16 protein-coding genes are annotated in these 15,327 nt (G+C 61.3%); 11 read left to right on the top strand and 5 right to left on the bottom strand.

Annotation, left to right across the window (positions count from 1 at the left end; genetic code table 11):
- Positions 1 to 81 precede the first annotated feature (81 nt).
- The 8 genes from cobU (at position 82) to BW33_RS17615 (ending at position 5,538) form a co-directional block, all read left to right on the top strand.
- Positions 82 to 603: a bifunctional adenosylcobinamide kinase/adenosylcobinamide-phosphate guanylyltransferase gene (cobU, locus tag BW33_RS17645; protein WP_047600239.1), complete on the top strand. Its 522-nt coding sequence runs from the start codon at positions 82 to 84 to the stop codon at positions 601 to 603.
- Positions 600 to 1,655, top strand: a complete 1,056-nt coding sequence (cobT, locus tag BW33_RS17640; protein ID WP_047600238.1) for a nicotinate-nucleotide--dimethylbenzimidazole phosphoribosyltransferase — start codon at positions 600 to 602, stop codon at positions 1,653 to 1,655. The genes cobU and cobT overlap by 4 nt, the downstream gene beginning before the upstream one ends.
- Positions 1,652 to 2,227, top strand: a complete 576-nt coding sequence (cobC, locus tag BW33_RS17635) for an alpha-ribazole phosphatase family protein (protein ID WP_047600237.1) — start codon at positions 1,652 to 1,654, stop codon at positions 2,225 to 2,227. The genes cobT and cobC overlap by 4 nt, the downstream gene beginning before the upstream one ends.
- A 1-nt stretch (position 2,228) precedes the next feature.
- A complete protein-coding gene (locus BW33_RS17630; RefSeq protein WP_047600236.1) occupies positions 2,229 to 2,960 on the top strand; it encodes an adenosylcobinamide-GDP ribazoletransferase in 732 nt (243 codons plus the stop codon).
- A 176-nt stretch (positions 2,961 to 3,136) separates the two neighbouring features.
- Entirely contained in the window at positions 3,137 to 3,541 is a 405-nt protein-coding gene (locus BW33_RS17625) for a MarR family winged helix-turn-helix transcriptional regulator (protein ID WP_007950413.1), read from the top strand.
- Between the two features lie 53 nt (positions 3,542 to 3,594).
- Positions 3,595 to 4,803 carry an MFS transporter gene (locus BW33_RS17620; protein ID WP_047600235.1) on the top strand — a complete coding sequence of 403 codons (1,209 nt, stop codon included), beginning with the start codon at positions 3,595 to 3,597 and terminating at the stop codon, positions 4,801 to 4,803.
- A complete protein-coding gene (locus tag BW33_RS30335; RefSeq protein WP_269079448.1) occupies positions 4,800 to 4,925 on the top strand; it encodes a hypothetical protein in 126 nt (41 codons plus the stop codon). The genes BW33_RS17620 and BW33_RS30335 overlap by 4 nt, the downstream gene beginning before the upstream one ends.
- Positions 4,926 to 4,977: 52 nt before the next feature.
- On the top strand, positions 4,978 to 5,538 hold the full coding sequence (locus tag BW33_RS17615) for a glutathione peroxidase (protein ID WP_047600234.1): 561 nt from the start codon (positions 4,978 to 4,980) through the stop codon (positions 5,536 to 5,538).
- Between the two features lie 186 nt (positions 5,539 to 5,724).
- Here the strand turns inward: BW33_RS17615 and BW33_RS17610 are convergent, their stop codons facing one another.
- The 3 genes from BW33_RS17610 to BW33_RS17600 all read right to left on the bottom strand — a co-directional run bounded on the left by BW33_RS17610 (position 5,725) and on the right by BW33_RS17600 (position 8,124).
- A complete protein-coding gene (locus BW33_RS17610) occupies positions 5,725 to 6,996 on the bottom strand; it encodes an OmpP1/FadL family transporter (RefSeq protein WP_047600233.1) in 1,272 nt (423 codons plus the stop codon).
- Between the two features lie 146 nt (positions 6,997 to 7,142).
- Positions 7,143 to 7,625 (bottom strand): hypothetical protein, encoded by a 483-nt coding sequence (locus tag BW33_RS17605; protein WP_047600232.1) that lies wholly within the window; start codon positions 7,623 to 7,625, stop codon positions 7,143 to 7,145.
- A 274-nt stretch (positions 7,626 to 7,899) separates the two neighbouring features.
- Positions 7,900 to 8,124: a hypothetical protein gene (locus tag BW33_RS17600; protein ID WP_007962908.1), complete on the bottom strand. Its 225-nt coding sequence runs from the start codon at positions 8,122 to 8,124 to the stop codon at positions 7,900 to 7,902.
- A gap of 207 nt (positions 8,125 to 8,331) precedes the next feature.
- Here BW33_RS17600 and BW33_RS29890 point away from each other — a divergent pair, with 207 nt between their 5' ends.
- From BW33_RS29890 to rmuC, 3 genes are all read left to right on the top strand, one after another.
- Positions 8,332 to 8,625, top strand: coding sequence for a hypothetical protein (locus BW33_RS29890; RefSeq protein ID WP_160168820.1), 294 nt, complete (start codon positions 8,332 to 8,334; stop codon positions 8,623 to 8,625).
- A 510-nt stretch (positions 8,626 to 9,135) separates the two neighbouring features.
- On the top strand, positions 9,136 to 9,459 hold the full coding sequence (locus BW33_RS17595) for a sel1 repeat family protein (protein WP_081794230.1): 324 nt from the start codon (positions 9,136 to 9,138) through the stop codon (positions 9,457 to 9,459).
- Positions 9,460 to 9,634: 175 nt separating this feature from the next.
- Positions 9,635 to 10,999, top strand: a complete 1,365-nt coding sequence (gene rmuC, locus BW33_RS17590) for a DNA recombination protein RmuC (protein ID WP_177327503.1) — start codon at positions 9,635 to 9,637, stop codon at positions 10,997 to 10,999.
- Positions 11,000 to 11,085: 86 nt separating this feature from the next.
- Here rmuC and BW33_RS17585 read toward each other — a convergent pair whose 3' ends face one another.
- Positions 11,086 to 14,556 (bottom strand): hybrid sensor histidine kinase/response regulator, encoded by a 3,471-nt coding sequence (locus BW33_RS17585; protein ID WP_047600229.1) that lies wholly within the window; start codon positions 14,554 to 14,556, stop codon positions 11,086 to 11,088.
- A 224-nt stretch (positions 14,557 to 14,780) separates the two neighbouring features.
- A complete protein-coding gene (locus BW33_RS17580; protein WP_047600228.1) occupies positions 14,781 to 15,323 on the bottom strand; it encodes a TetR/AcrR family transcriptional regulator in 543 nt (180 codons plus the stop codon).
- Between the last annotated feature and the right edge of the window lie 4 nt (positions 15,324 to 15,327).

The raw sequence follows: 15,327 nt of genomic DNA, 5'->3' as shown, positions 1-15,327 counted from the left end.
GGATTGTTCGCGATCTCCTGTAGGAGTGAGCCTGCTCGCGATGACTGAAGTCGGTACACCGCTAATTTGAAGGAATGAACCATGCTCCAACTGATCCTCGGCGGCGCCCGCTCCGGCAAAAGTCGCCTGGCGGAAAAACTCGCCAGCGACAGCCATCTGGCGGTCACTTACATCGCCACCAGCCAACCGCTGGACGGTGAGATGAGCGAGCGCGTCGCCCATCACCGCGCCCGGCGTCCGGCCGATTGGGCGCTGATCGAAGAACCGCTGCAACTGGCCCGCGTCCTGCGCGAGAACGCCAGTGCCGAGCGTTGCCTGCTGGTGGATTGCCTGACGCTGTGGCTGACCAATCTGCTGATGCTCGATGACGCCACGCGTCTCGCTGCCGAGCGCGAAGCCCTGGCGGACTGCCTGGCGTCATTGCCGGGGGAAATCATTTTTGTCAGCAACGAGACCGGAATGGGTGTCGTGCCGCTGGGCGAATTGACTCGCCGCTATGTCGATGAAGCCGGTTGGCTGCATCAAGCTCTGGCCGAGCGTTGTCAGCGAGTCGTCCTGACCGTCGCCGGCCTGCCCCTGACCCTGAAAGGACCTGCGTTATGACTCAAGCGTGGTGGTTGAACCCGTGCCAATCCGTGAATGCCGAGAGCGTTGAAGACGCGACGGCGCGCCAGCAGCAACTGACCAAACCGGCCGGCTCGCTCGGTCGTCTCGAAAGCGTGGCGGTGCAACTGGCCGGGTTGCAGGGGCAGATCAAACCGACCCTTAAGCAGGTCTGGATCGCGATTTTCGCCGGTGATCACGGCGTGGTCGCGGAAGGCGTTTCCGCGTTCCCGCAGGAAGTCACCGGGCAGATGTTGCTCAACTTCGTCAGTGGCGGTGCGGCAATCAGTGTGCTCGCGCGGCAGCTCGATGCGCAGCTGGAAGTGGTCGATCTGGGCACCGTGACGCCGTCGTTGAATCTGCCGGGCGTGCGCCATCTGAACATCGGCCCGGGCACGGCGAACTTCGTCAAGGGCGCGGCGATGACCCAGGCGCAGGGCGAACTTGCCTTGCAGGCTGGACGTGACAGCGTGCTGCGGGCCAAAGCCGTTGGTACACAGTTGTTCATCGGTGGCGAAATGGGCATCGGCAACACCACTGCCGCCAGTGCGCTGGCGTGTGCCTTGCTCGATTGCCCGGTGGCCCACTTGACCGGTCCCGGCACCGGGTTGAATGCCGAAGGCGTCAGCCATAAAGCGCAAGTGATCGAGCGCGCGCTGGCGCTGCATGCGGCGCAACGTGGCGATGCGCTGCAAACCCTGTTCAACCTCGGTGGTTTTGAAATCGCCGCACTGGTCGGCGCGTATCTGGCCTGTGCGCAGGAAGGTGTCGCGGTGCTGGTCGACGGCTTTATCTGCACGGTCGCTGCGTTGGTCGCGGTGCGGCTGAATCCGGCCTGCCGCGAGTGGCTGCTGTTCGGCCATCGTGGTGCCGAACCGGGCCATCGCCATGTGCTGGAAACCTTGCGCGCCGAACCGCTGCTGGAGCTCGGTTTGCGGCTGGGCGAGGGCAGCGGGGCGGCGTTGGCCGTGCCGCTGTTGCGTCTGGCCTGCGACCTGCACGGGCAGATGGCGACGTTCGCCGAAGCCGCGGTGGCGGATCGTCCCGCATGACGTTGCGTCTGGACCTGCTGCGCCACGGTGAGACTGAGCTGGGCGGCGGTTTGCGCGGCAGTCTCGATGATGCGCTCACGGAAAAGGGTTGGGTGCAGATGCGTGCCGCCGTGGTCGCGGGCGGGCCGTGGGATCGGCTGGTCAGTTCGCCGTTGCAGCGTTGTGCGCGGTTCGCTGCAGAGCTGGGCGAGCAACTGAATCTGCCGGTGCAGTTGGACAAGGACCTGCAGGAACTGCACTTCGGTGCCTGGGAAGGGCAGAGCGCAGCGGCGTTGATGGAGACCGATGCCGAGGCGTTGGGGTTGTTCTGGGCCGATCCGTATGCCTTCACGCCGCCGCAGGGTGAGCCGGTCAGTGATTTTGCGGCTCGTGTGCTGGGCGCGGTTGCGCGGTTGTATCAGGCCTATGCCGGTGAACGCGTTCTGCTGATCAGTCATGGCGGCGTGATGCGCCTGTTGCTGGCGCAGGCGCGTGGTTTGCCGCGTGAGCAGTTGCTCAATGTCGAAGTCGCGCATGCTTCGCTGTTTGCGCTGAGCGTCGAAGCCGATGGCGTGCTCAAGGAAGGTCACTGACATGCTGCCACTGTGGATCGCCCTGCAATTTCTCAGCAGCTTGCCGATTCGTCTGCCGGGGATGCCGGCGCCGCAACAGCTGGGGCGTTCGCTGTTGTTTTATCCGCTGGTGGGGTTGCTGTTCGGGGTGATCCTCTGGGTGTTGAACCTGGCATTGGTCGGCGCGCCGTTGCTGCTGCATGCGGCGCTGTTGCTGACGGTATGGGTGCTGCTCAGCGGCGCGCTGCACCTCGATGGTCTGGCCGACAGCGCCGACGCCTGGCTCGGTGGTTTCGGTGATCGCGAGCGCACGCTGACGATCATGAAGGATCCGCGCAGCGGGCCGATCGCGGTGGTGACGCTGGTGTTGGTGTTGCTGCTGAAGTTCTGCGCGTTGCTGGCGCTGATCGAGCAGGGGCACGCAGTGATGTTGATCATCGTACCCCTGCTGGGGCGCGCGGCGCTGCTGGGGCTGTTTCTGACTACGCCGTATGTGCGGGCGGGAGGGTTGGGGCAGGCGTTGGCTGATCATCTGCCGCGCCGGGCCGGTTGGTGGGTGCTTGGGGCGAGTGCGCTGGCCTGCTTGCTGATTGCCGGAGTGAAAGCGATTGCTGCGCTGGTTGTCGCGTTCGCTGGGTTTGTCTGGCTGCGGCGGGTGATGATGCGGCGGTTGGGCGGGACCACTGGCGATACAGCGGGGGCGTTGCTGGAATTGCTGGAGATGGTGGTGTTGGTCGGGGTGGTGTTGGTCTGAGATATTTGTGTTGCCTGTTCTGGCCTCATCGCGAGCAGGCTCACTCCCACATTTGGAATGCGTTTTCCCTGTGGGCGCGAGCCTGCTCGCGAAAGCGGTCTGCCAGGCGCTACAAATGTATGGGTAAAACTCATGTGTAACTTGATTTAACACAGTCGCGGGTATATACACGCATCATGCTTCCTTCTCAGTGTTTGTGCACCAACCTGCGTCGCGCCGCTCGTGGCGTCAGCAGGCATTACGACGGCGCTCTCGACGGCTTCGGGATCAACGTTGCCCAGTATTCTTTGCTGTGCAATCTGCAGCGTCTGGATCAACCGAGCATCTCGGAACTGGCTGAAGCCATGGGCCTGGATCGCAGCACTCTGGGGCGCAACCTGCGGGTGCTCGAAGGCGAGGGCCTGGTGGCGCTGGCCGAGGGCGAGGACATGCGTAACCGCATCGTCCGGCTCACCGAAACCGGTGCACAGCGCCTCGCGGCGGCGCTGCCGGCCTGGGAAGCGGCGCAACAGCGATTGATCGATCGTCTGGGCGCCGAGAAGCGTGAAACCTTGCTGCGACTGTTGGATGAACTGGCCTGAGGGCCGGTTTTTCCGGTTTTAAGCGGGTATATACCCGCGAACGGAGAATAACAATGACATCGATGTGGCGTACGTGCGGTTGGGTGTTGCTGGGAAGTGCGCTGATTCTGGCGTTGTCATTGGGCGTGCGACACGGCTTCGGCCTGTTCCTGTCGCCGATGAGTGCGCAGTTCGGCTGGGGGCGCGAAGTGTTTGCCTTCGCCATCGCCTTGCAGAACCTGATCTGGGGCCTGGCGCAGCCGTTCACTGGTGCGCTGGCTGACCGTTTCGGTGCGGCGAAAGTGGTGCTGGTCGGTGGCGTGCTTTATGCCGCGGGCCTGGTGTGCATGGGGCTGTCCGATTCGGCGCTGACCCTGTCACTGAGTGCGGGCCTGCTGATCGGTATCGGCCTCTCCGGAACTTCGTTCTCGGTGATTCTCGGTGTGGTCGGTCGTGCGGTGCCGCCGGAAAAACGCAGCATGGGCATGGGCATCGCCAGTGCCGCCGGTTCGTTCGGCCAGTTTGCGATGTTGCCGGGCACGCTGGGTTTGATCGGCTGGCTCGGCTGGTCGGCGGCGCTGCTGGTGCTTGGCCTGCTGGTGGCGTTGATCGTGCCGCTGGTGAGCATGCTCAAGGACAAGCCGCTGCCGGTGCTGGGCCATGAGCAGAGCTTGTCCGAAGCATTACGCGAAGCCTGTTCGCACTCGGGGTTCTGGCTGTTGGCGTTCGGCTTTTTCGTCTGCGGCTTCCAGGTGGTGTTCATCGGCGTGCATCTGCCGGCCTATCTGGTCGATCAACATCTGCCGGCGACCGTCGGCACCACGGTGCTGGCGCTGATCGGTCTGTTCAATATCTTCGGCACTTACACCGCCGGCTGGCTCGGCGGACGCATGTCCAAGCCGCGTCTGCTGACGGCGTTGTACCTGCTGCGTGCGGTGGTGATCGTGCTGTTCCTGTGGCTGCCAGTGACGACGACCTCGGCGTACCTGTTCGGCATGGCCATGGGCTTCCTGTGGCTGTCGACGGTGCCGTTGACCAACGGCACGGTGGCGACCTTGTTTGGTGTGCGTAACCTGTCCATGCTCGGCGGTATCGTGTTCCTCTTTCATCAGCTCGGCTCGTTCCTCGGCGGCTGGCTGGGTGGGGTTGTGTATGACCGTACCGGGAGTTATGACTTGATCTGGCAAGTGGCGATTCTTTTGAGCCTGCTGGCGGCCGCGCTGAACTGGCCGGTACGCGAGCTTCCGGTGGCACGTCTGCAGCCGGCTGTCGGTGCCGTATGAAGCGCTCCTGGCCACAAATCGCTTTCACCGCACTCGGCGCGCTGTTGCTGGCGCTGGTGTGGTGGGGCTGGCATCAGGGCGGCCTGGCGTTGATGCAGTTGGGCATGGGCGCTTGCTTGTAGGCTTTGAGGGCGAGTAACGTCGGGGTCTGATGACTGCTCAAGGATGCCCGACATGCTCATGCGCTGGTGTGCTGTACCCGCGTTGCTGATGGCGTTGACCGCAATGGCTCAGGCCGCTGATTGTCCGGAGGCGCTACAAGGATCGTTGCCCAAGTTGCGCGCCAAGGAATCCGTCGATCTGTGCCAGCGCTACGCCGGCAAGCCGCTGGTGGTGGTCAATACCGCCAGTTTCTGTGGCTTCGCCCCACAATTCGAGGGCCTCGAAGCGCTCAATCAGCACTACAAGGCGCAAGGTCTGGAAATGCTCGGCGTGCCGTCCAATGACTTCAAGCAGGAGTCCAGGGACAGCGCCGAAACCGCCAAGGTCTGCTACGCCAACTACGGCGTGACGTTCACCATGACCGAACCGCAGAAAGTCCGTGGCGATGACGCCACTCACTTGTTCAAGGTACTGGCCGAACAGAGCAGCGCGCCGAAGTGGAATTTCTACAAGTACGTGATCGACCGTCAGGGCAAAGTGATTGCCAATTTCTCCAGTCTGACCAAGCCGGACGACCCGGAGTTTATTGCGGCGGTGGAGAAAGCTATCGCCTCAAAACCCCTCAAACCCTGATGCAATCCCTGTAGGAGCTGCGGCACGCTGCGATCTTTTGATCCTGAAAAGCAAGATCAAAAGATCGCAGCCTCGTTTCACTCGACAGCTCCTACAGGTTGTAAATCTCAGGGACAAAAAAGCCCCGCTTTCTGCAAAGAGAGCGGGGCTTTTTTGTGGGCGAGGGTTTAGCCTCGCCGTGCAGCATCAGAAGCGATAGGTCGCGCCGACACCGAAACCGTTTGCCGAGTTTTCATACTTGGCGTCGTAGCTCTGGCCACGATTGTTTTCGTTGCGAATCTTGACCGACTCTTCCTTCAGGTACGAGTAAGCCACGTCGATGGTCAGGTCTTCGGTCGGGCTCCAGCCGGCACCAAGGCTGAAGATCGTGCGGTCGCCAGTAGGAATGCGTGGCGAACGGTCAACGTTGTTGGTCGGCGACTGGTCGAAGGTCAGGCCAGTACGCAGCACCCATTCCTTGTTCAACTGGTACGAAGTACCCACGGCGTAAGCCCAGGAGTCATGCCAGTTCTGGTCTTCGGTGATCTCGCCGAACTGACCGGCCAGCAGCGGCTGCACGCCGGAGTTCTTGACGGTGATCTTTTCCAGTTGGCTCCAGCGGGTCCAGGTCGAACCGGCGTAGACGTTCCAACGATCGTTGATCGCCTGAGTGACCGAGAAGTCCACGGATTCAGGTGTGGTGATCTTCAGCGAAGCGTCGTACTTCTGGCTGGCGCCCAGGCCAACGGCAGCCAGTGCGCCGTAGTTGACCTTGGTGTTGCCTTCGAGCTTGTAGTCGACCTTCGAGTGGTAGGTCAGACCCAGGCGGGTGGTGTCGGTGGCTTGTACCAGCACGCCGATGTTGTAGCCCAGTGCGGTGTCATCACCCTTGATCTTGACCTTGCCGTCGGGCAGTGCCTGAGTGATCGACAGGTTGGATTCCAGCGTGCCGTCGATGCGGTTGATGGTCGGACCGAAACCGATCGACACCACGTCGTTGAACTTGTAGCTGACAGTCGGCTGGAAAGTGATGACTTGGACTTCGGACTTGCTGCCGAAGTAACGGCCGGCGAAGCCATTTTCGTAGTCGGTGATCAGGCCGAACGGCACGTATACGCCGAGGCCGAATGCCCAATGCTCGTCGATCGGTTTGACGTAGAAGCCCATAGGTACAGAGGTGAAGGGCACCATGTCGCCTTTGTTGCTGCCGCCGTTAGGGCTGGAGCTGGCGTCGCTGATATCGGTCTTGGCATCGAGGAATGCAACACCGCCGGTGACTTGTTCGCGCGTGAGGCGCGACATGCCGGCAGGGTTGCCATAAACAGTGCTTGCGTCGTCGGCAGAAGAAGATCGCCCAGCGTAACCAGTGCCCATCCCGCTGATGCTGTGTTCGTTGATGGCAAAGCCAGCTGCGAAGATCTGGGTGGATGCCATGGTAACGGCGAGGCTAAGGGTGGTTTTGAGCATGACTTTTTTCATTATTAGAACTCCTGGTGATCACCGGGGCGAAAATTACCAACATTTTCGTCCCAGCGCTATAGTCCCTATGGCTTGAGTTAGAGCGGTTTTGTAGGACAATCCGACCAGATTCGCGACCTGTTGGGCGATCTTCTAAAACTCGCCGGTCAACACGCGACCTGATTCACCGGTGAAACACATGTTTGCCAGGCGTAGGTGAAGTCGCGCAGGCGCCCTTGCGACTGGAAGGTCTGACGCCAGATTCGCGCCATGCTCAGCAGATCGTCAGGGGCGGGGAGGGTGGGGTGTTGTTCTTCTACCAGCAGCCAGGCGATGGCGGTGGCGTAACGCAGGTTGACGGTCAATTCCAAGTGCGGGCCACTGAGAAAAGCATGCTGGCTGGCGAGGCCGCGAACCAGGCTCGCGCGCTCCGGATCCAGTGCCAGATAGTGATCCCAAAGGGCTTGATGGCGATGCTCGGCAATCCGGTAGAGGCCGTGGCCACGGCGATCATGCAGGGCTGAACCGAGGGCAGACTGGCTGGCGGCGATCCCCAACAGGAGGGATTCGGCGGTTGCGCAGTGACGTCCCAGATAAATCAGTGTGGGACGGATCACGTAGCGACACAGTTCGCTGGCAGCGATACCCATAATGCCCTCGATTCTTGTAATTGGGCGGCGGAACCTGAAGGGGCCTTGGCAGCGGTGATTCGACTCAGGCTCGCCGGAAGCGGGTCAAGCCGCTTGAGTTGAAGTGTAGTGTCATATTCGCGACGTAAAGGCCTGTTTTTAAAATATTTCCGGCAGCGAGCCTCAGGCGTTATATCCGAAGGTGCTTAGGCGCGAAGGGCTAAAAGCGAAATATCGGGCAATAAAAAACCCCGCATTGTGTGCGGGGCTTTTGCTTTTGCAGCCTTTTCGGCTCTCAGGCAATCAATGCCTGGCGCGTACGATCAATAATGGCCTGCAGCGGTTCAGCGCTGGAGTATTGATCAGGGTACAGACGCTCGCTGTGGCGAGCGATCCCGTGTTCATTGACCACGGTGAAGCTGAAGCAGCCTTTGCGAGCGGCCATGATCAGGCAGTTCATTGGGGCAAAAGCGTTGGTTAGGGTGCGAATGGCATCCTGAGTCTGGATTTGAGTAGACATAGTTATTAGGTGTTCCTACAAATGACACGGATAAGAACCGTGCAACGTTAAAACGTTCCAGTAATGTCGACCACCATTGGTCGAACAAAGAACCCGACTGGAACAAAGCAGCCAGTTTGAAGCGCTATTAAGTTGGCGCGCTTGGGCTGGCAGGTAGGTACTTAGGAGGACAGGCAACACATCGAGGGCAAAGGTTCTGGGCCCGGGGTGAAGATCCTGATCAATTTGCAGGTTGGTTCGGTCAGAGTAAGTGGTCTTCGCAACACCCTTTGCATTCATTCAAAGGCAGTGTCGGCGCAAGATTTACCTGGAAACCATCGAGGGGTCGTTCCCGCTTTTTTCGGTGAAGGGCTTCTGGGAAGAAGGTTGACCGTGGGGATGTGTTCGACCGGAATTGACTTTCAGCTTGGTACTAACGCCGCGGATATTAACGGAACGTTCTGGGCAATGCAAACCCGGCGGCAAAAAAAGATTTCGGTCGGTGGCGCGGATCACGGGTGACATGGCTGGCCCCTTCGCGAGCTGGCTCGCTCCCACAGGAGAACGGGGCCGATTGTGGGAGCGAGCCGGCTCGCGAAGAAACCATCCGTCGCCACAAAAGCGTGCAGCCATGCCCATCGCCAACCCGCTTATCCCCAGCTTGAGGCGCAAAACGAGCCAAAAAAGCGCATCGATATAACCGGGTAACAGGTACTTGTGCACATTAGTTGCGCAGGACGTAACCGTACTGTCATATCAATCCTGACCTCGATGGCTGCCTGCATCAAAAGTTTAAGTCAATGAAAAATATCGTCTTTTTTTGTTGGTGAAAAAATCGTCAGTTTGACTGCGAGCCCCATTCCACAAGGCTTTGCGCGTCTTCGAGAGCGGTTGTCCACTGAGTTATCCACAGCTTCTGTGGATTGTCCCTAGCGCTTGCTCTAGGACGGGCGTGCCGGGTTTTTTTTCGACTTTACCTGTACGAAAAAGAGAGTAGAGTGGCGCGCCTTCCGATCTGTCCCACAGTGTTTTATGAAGTTTCGCTCAGTACCAGACTCTGTTACCTCCGAACACCCTCGTGTTACCCCTCCCAAGCGATTTTCCGTGCGTGTGGCCGAATGGCTACTCGACAGCCCGCGTCTGGGCGATAACCGTAATGCCAAGCATCTGGCGGGGCGTCTGCTCAAGCAACCGGCGCGCGAAGGCGTGGTCGCGGCACAAAGTCGTCTCGGCCAATTGATGTGCCGCGAGTGCGGCAATGCCCGTGATCGGCGCATCGGGCAGGATCTGCTGCGCCAGGCCGCTCGCGCCGGCGACCGGCGTGCACAACGCGAACTCGGTCTGCTCGAAGACTGAGCTGTCCAACGCCCCACGCCTTGGTTAACCTTCAGGCTTTATCGAATCGGCAGGAGTGGCTATGGCTATGGACTTGACCAGCGTGTTGCTGGGTCTGGCGGGCGCGGGATTGCCGCTGCTGGCGCTGGCCTGGCAACTGCAGCGGCGAGCCAGCGACCGGCAAGCCGAGGTCGCCTTGCTCGAAGAGCGCCTGGCCATGGCGCAACTGGCGCAGGACGGGCTTAACGCGCAGCTGGAGGCGAGCCGCGATGAAATCGTCGACCTCGGCCAGGCCAATGCCGCCAAGCAGGCGGAATTGGCGGCCCTGCGCCGCGAAGTCGAGCTGCTGCAGATCGAGCGTGATGACGCCCGTGACGCTTCTCACGCCTGGAACATCGAGCGTGCCAACAAGGAAGCCGAATTGCGTCGCCTCGACGCCCAGGCCGCGTCGCTCAACGCCGAACTGCGTGAGCAACAGGAAAGCCATCAGCAACGCCTCAACGACCTGCAAGGCTCGCGCGATGAGCTGCGCGCGCAGTTCGCCGAGCTGGCGGGGAAGATCTTCGATGAGCGTGAACAGCGCTTTGCCGAAACCAGTCAACAGCGCCTCGGCCAGTTGCTTGATCCGCTGAAAGAACGCATCCAGTCCTTCGAAAAACGCGTGGAAGAAAGCTATCAGGCCGAAGCCCGCGAACGCTTTTCGCTGGCCAAGGAGCTGGAGCGTCTGCAAGCGCTTAACCTGCGCCTGAGTGACGAAGCGACCAACCTGACCCGCGCCCTCAAAGGCCAGAAGACCCAAGGCAACTGGGGCGAGCTGATCCTTGAGCGGGTGCTGGAACATGCGGGGCTGGAGAAGGGCCGCGAGTACCAGACCCAGGTCAACCTCAAGGGGCCGGATGGCGAGCGCTTCCAGCCGGACGTGGTCATTTACCTGCCGGGCGACAAGCAGGTGGTGGTCGACTCCAAAGTCAGTCTCACCGCCTATCAGCAGTACGTTGCCGCTGAAGACGACACCCTCGGCCAGATCGCGATCAAGCAGCACGTGCTGTCGTTGCGCAGCCACGTCAAAGGTCTGGCCGGCAAGGATTACAAGCGTCTGGAAGGCCTGCACAGCCTCGATTTCGTCTTGCTGTTCGTGCCGATCGAAGCGGCGTTTTCGGCCGCATTGCAGGCCGAGCCGGCGCTATTCCAGGAGGCGTTCGACCGTAACATCGTGATCGTCAGCCCGACCACGTTGCTGGCGACGCTACGGGTGATCGACAGTCTGTGGAAGCAGGAGCGGCAAAGCCAGAACGCCCGGGAAATCGCCGAACGTGCAGGCTGGCTGTACGACAAATTCGTGCTGTTCATTCAGGATCTGGATGAAGTCGGTAATCGCCTGCAACAGCTGGACAAGGCCTACAGCTCGGCGCGCAACAAACTCACGGAAGGGCGCGGCAACCTGGTCAGCCGCAGTGAGCAGCTTAAATTGCTTGGTGCGCGGGCCAGCAAGAGTCTGCCGGCGGATCTGCTGGAGCGGGCGATGACCGATGTTGATGGCTTGGTCGAACTGCCAGAGTAAAGAGCAAAAGATCGCAGCCTGCGGCAGCTCCTACAGGATGATTACGACTCCAATGTAGGAGCTGCCGCAGGCTGCGATCTTTGCTTTTACAACGGCACATACCGACTCAACAACGCCCGCAACGCCGCCGGTTTCACCGGTTTGGCCAGATAATCCAGCCCCGCCGCATGCACCTGCGCCACGGTTTCCGGGCGGCCATCGGCGCTGATCACCACGCCCGGTACCGGCTCACCCAGCGTGGTGCGCAACCAAGCCATCAGCTCGGTACCGGTATCGCCGTGGTCGAGGTGATAGTCGACCAGTGCCAGTTGCGGTCGTACGCCATCGTTGAGCAACGCCGCGCATTCTTCGCGATTGCGCGCCGTCCACACCTGGCAGCCCCAGCGGGTCAGCAGGCTGTTCATGCCAATCAGAATGCTGTCTTCATTGTCGACGCACAGCACCTGCGCGCCGCTGAGCAGCTTGCCGTTCAACTCCACCGCGGCTTTTTGCGGCAGCGCTTGCGTCCGGGCCAGCGGCACGCTGACGCTGAACACGCTGCCGCGCCCCGGCCACGAACGTACGCGCAGGGTATGGCCGAGCACGCGACACAAACCGTCGGCAATCGCCAGGCCCAGCCCGAGGCCTTTTTCGGCGCGGGTCTGATGGCTGTCGAGGCGCTTGAACTCCTCGAAAATCACTTGTTGCTTGTCTTCCGGAATCCCCGGCCCGCGATCCCACACTTCCAGACTCAGCTCGCCATCGCGCCGGCGCACGCCCAGCAGCACCGGACCTTTGGCGTAGCGGAAAGCGTTGGTGAGGAAATTCTGCAGAATCCGTCGCAGCAATTTGATGTCGCTGTCGATGCGCAACTGGCTGCCGCGCACACGGAAGGTCAGACCTTGTTCCTGGGCCAGCGCCTTGAATTCGGCGCCGAGCGTATCGAACAGCTCATTGAGCGCGAACGGCTTGCGATCGGGGTTGATCTTGCCGTTTTCCAGACGGGAAATATCCAGCAGGTCGCTGATCAGGTCTTCTGCCGAACGCAGCGAACTGTCGAGGTGATGCACCAGTTTCTGCGCCTCGCTGCTCAAGCCGTCGTCCTGATGGGAGAGGGCGGCAGAGAACAGGCGCGCGGCGTTCAGCGGCTGCATCAGGTCATGGCTGACCGCCGCGAGGAAGCGGGTTTTCGACTGGTTGGCCGCCTCGGCATAGCCCTTGGCTTCGGTCAGTGCGACGTTGAGCTGCGACAGCTCCTGCGTGCGCTCGCTGACCCGTTGCTCCAGGCCTTCGTTGGCCTCGGTCAGCGCCTGTTCGGCTTCGCGGAACGCGGTGATATCGGTGAAACTCATGACGAAGCCGCCGCCGGGCATCGGGTTGCCGATCAGCTCGATCACCCGGCCATTGGGGAACAGGCGTTCGGAAGTGTGCGCACGGCCCTGACGCATCCAGTGCAGGCGCCGGGCAACGTGGACTTCCGCTTCGCCGGGGCCGCACAGGCCACGTTCGGCGTTGTAGCGAATGATGTCGGCAATCGGCCGGCCGACGCTGATCAAACCGTCCGGGTAGTTGAACAGCTCCAGATAACGCCGGTTCCACGCCACCAGTTTCAGCGACTGGTCGACCACGCTGATGCCCTGGGTGATGTTCTCGATCGCACCTTGCAGCAACGCGCGGTTGAACTGCAGGACTTCCGAGGCTTCGTCAGCGATACGGACGACGTCCTCCAGTTGCATTTCCCGACCTTCAATCGCGGCTTTTACCACTGCGCGCGTCGACGAAGCACCGAGCACACCGGCCAGCAGGCGTTCGGTGTGGGCGATCCATTCGCCGTCGGCATTCTGGTTCGGGTTGAAGCCCTTGCCCTGACGGTAGGCGAAACGAATGAAGCTCTGCCGCGCGCGTTCTTCACCGACAAAGCGTGCCGCCAGTTGCAGCAAATCGTCGATCTGCACTGCGAGCATCGAACGCGCATTCGGCCGGGCGCTGATTTCCTGACCGATAAAGCGTCCGGCCTGCCAGTGTTCCGAAACTCGCGTGCGCGACAATACCGAGACCCAGGCGAATAACGTGAAGTTGCCCGCCAGCGACAGCACCACACCTTGGGTCAGCGGGGTGATCGGCAGGTTCAGCGGGTTGCTGTGCAGCCACGCCAGACCGGGAAAAGTGCTCAGCGACCAGCCGAGGCTGTGGGCGGCAATCGGCAGGACCAGCGTGTAAAACCAGAGGAACGTACCGGCGGCCAGACCGGCGAAAACCCCACGACGGTTAGCCTGCTTCCAGTACAGCGCGCCGAGCATCGCCGGAGCCAGTTGGGTGACGGCGGCGAAGGCAATCTGGCCGATGGTCGCCAGGCTCGCGGTAGAGCCGAGCAAGCGGTAGCTGACGTAGGCCAGCAACAGAATCAGCACGATGCTCACGCGGCGCACCGAGAGCATCCATTGACGGAACACTTCGAACGGGCGCTCGGCGTTGTTACGTCGCAGCAACCACGGCAAGAGCATGTCGTTGGAGACCATGGTCGACAGTGCCACGCTCGCCACAATCACCATGCCGGTGGCCGCCGACGCACCGCCGATGAACGCCAGCAATGCCAGAGCCGGATGGGCCTGGGCCAGTGGCAGGCTGATCACGAACGAGTCGGGCAGTACGTGACTCGGCAGCATCATCTGCCCGGCGAGGGCGATCGGCACCACGAACAGCGCGGCCAGCGCCAGATACGCCGGGAACACCCACTTGGCCAGGCGCAAGTCCTGCGGGTCGATGTTCTCCACCACCGTGACGTGAAACTGTCGCGGCAGGCAGATGATCGCCATCATCGCCACCCCGGTCTGCACCACCATCGACGGCCAGTTAATCGTTTCCTTCCAGTATTCCTCGAGGCGCGGCGCGAGCATCGCCTGATTGAACAGGTCGTCAAAACCGTCGTACAGCCCGTAGGTCACGAAAGCGCCAACGGCGAGAAAGGCGAACAGCTTGACCAGCGATTCAAACGCAATCGCCAGCACCATGCCGCGGTGGTGCTCGGTGGCATCGAGGTTGCGCGTACCGAAGACGATGGTGAACAGCGCCAGCACCAGCGACACAATCAGCGCGGTGTCCTGGGCGCGGGTGCCCATGGCGTCGGCACCGGCGCCGATCAACAGGTTCACGCCGAGCACGATGCCTTTGAGTTGCAGAGCGATATAGGGCAGGACGCCAACCAGGCAGATCAGCGCCACCACCACCGCCAGCGATTGCGATTTGCCGTAGCGCGCGGCGATGAAGTCGGCAATCGAGGTGATGTTTTCCTGCTTGCTGATCATCACCATTTTCTGCAGGACCCACGGTGCGCCCAGCAACAACAGGATCGGCCCGAGGTAGATCGGCAGGAATGACCACAGCTGTTCCGCCGCCTGACCGACCGCGCCGAAAAATGTCCAACTGGTGCAATAAACCGCCAGCGACAGGCTGTACACCCACGCGCGCATCCGCGGCGGCAACGGCGTGCTGCGACGGTCGCCGTAGAAGGCGATGGCGAACATGATGGCCATATAGGCCAGGGCGACGGCGGCGATCAGCCCGGTGGACAACGACATGCAACACTCCCGACAGAAGACTCCCCCGGCAGTCCTGCCCGGGCGGACAGTCTCGCATGAGTATGGCGGTTAGTCAGTGTCGACCAAGGTCGTGGCGTGGCGGGGTGTCGCAGGTTTGAAACCGGGTGGTTTTTATAGTGACTCTTTGGGCCCCATCGCGAGCAGGCTCAATCCTGCAGGTGGAACGCATTCCAATTGTAGGAGCGAGCCTGCTCGCGATGGCGTCAGTCCTGTTGCAGTGCGATATCAATCAACCGATGCAGCTCATCCACCTCCAGCGCCGCCGCCGAAAACAGAATCCGGAACACCACCGGCGCCACCACCAGATTGATCAACCGATCAACGCTCGGCGCCGTTTCATCCGGGTAGCGGTCAATGATGGTCTGCAACTGCGCGCCAAGAATCGTCACGCAGTAACCCGGCGTGGCGCTGGCCTGCACGTCGCGCATCATGTGGCGCCCCGGCTCTGAACTCATTTCGTCCAGATATTGCTCGGCCCAGGCGCGAATATCACCGCGCAGGTCACCGGTCACCGCCGGTTCGCTGTCGGGGCGCATGCGGGCGAGGGCAACGTCGGCGAGCAACGCCGCCAGATCACCCCAGCGTCGATAGATCGTCGACGGCGTCACCCCGGCGCGCGCCGCGATTTGCGGGACGGTCACGCTGCTGCGCTCCTGTTCTTGCAGAAGTGCGCGGACTGCCGAATGAATCGACTCTTGCACCCGGGCACTGCGGCCGCCCGGGCGTAAACCTTCTTTAATAGCCATGCAC

The organism is Pseudomonas sp. RIT288, assembly GCF_000631985.1.
Classification (GTDB): Bacteria; Pseudomonadota; Gammaproteobacteria; order Pseudomonadales; family Pseudomonadaceae; genus Aquipseudomonas.
Note: the sequence above shows the minus strand (reverse complement) of the source record. Positions and strands in the feature narration are given on the sequence as shown.